Genomic DNA, 417 nt, shown 5'->3' on the forward strand with positions numbered 1-417 from the left:
GGGGGGTGATGCCGCCGTACTCCATGCCGGTCTCGGTGGTGGCGAGGTCCATGGGGGCGAAGGACGCCTTGCGGGCGCCGAGGTGTCGCCGGACTGTGCGGTTGACGTCGAGGCGGGTGGTGGCGAGGAGGACGCAGGCGGCCAGGGTGGTCTCCTGGCCGCGACGGGCGGCGACCACCACGCAGTTGGCGGAGACCTCGGCCGGTACGTCGTAGGTCTCGCAGAAGACGGCGGTGTCGGCCTTCTCCGGGTCGGTGTCGACGACGAGGACGGCGTCGGCGAGTGCGGAGGAGTCGGCGAGGGCCTTGGTGATGGTCGGGGCCACCAGGTCGGGGCGCCCGGCGGCGGGCCAGGCGGCGTCGAAGGATCCGAAGGGAGGAGTCGTCGTCGCGTCGCTCATGGGAGGGAGGGTAGTGG

Annotated in this window: 1 protein-coding gene; it reads right to left on the reverse strand. The window is 72.7% G+C overall.

The window, feature by feature from the left end; all coding sequences use genetic code 11:
- Positions 1 to 400, reverse strand: a 400-nt coding sequence (locus FNX44_RS27720; RefSeq protein ID WP_153507836.1) for a YbaK/EbsC family protein, incomplete at its 3' end; no start/stop codon positions are given.
- Between the last annotated feature and the right edge of the window lie 17 nt (positions 401 to 417).

This window comes from Streptomyces alkaliterrae (genome assembly GCF_007097205.2).
GTDB lineage: Bacteria > Actinomycetota > Actinomycetes > Streptomycetales > Streptomycetaceae > Streptomyces > Streptomyces alkaliterrae.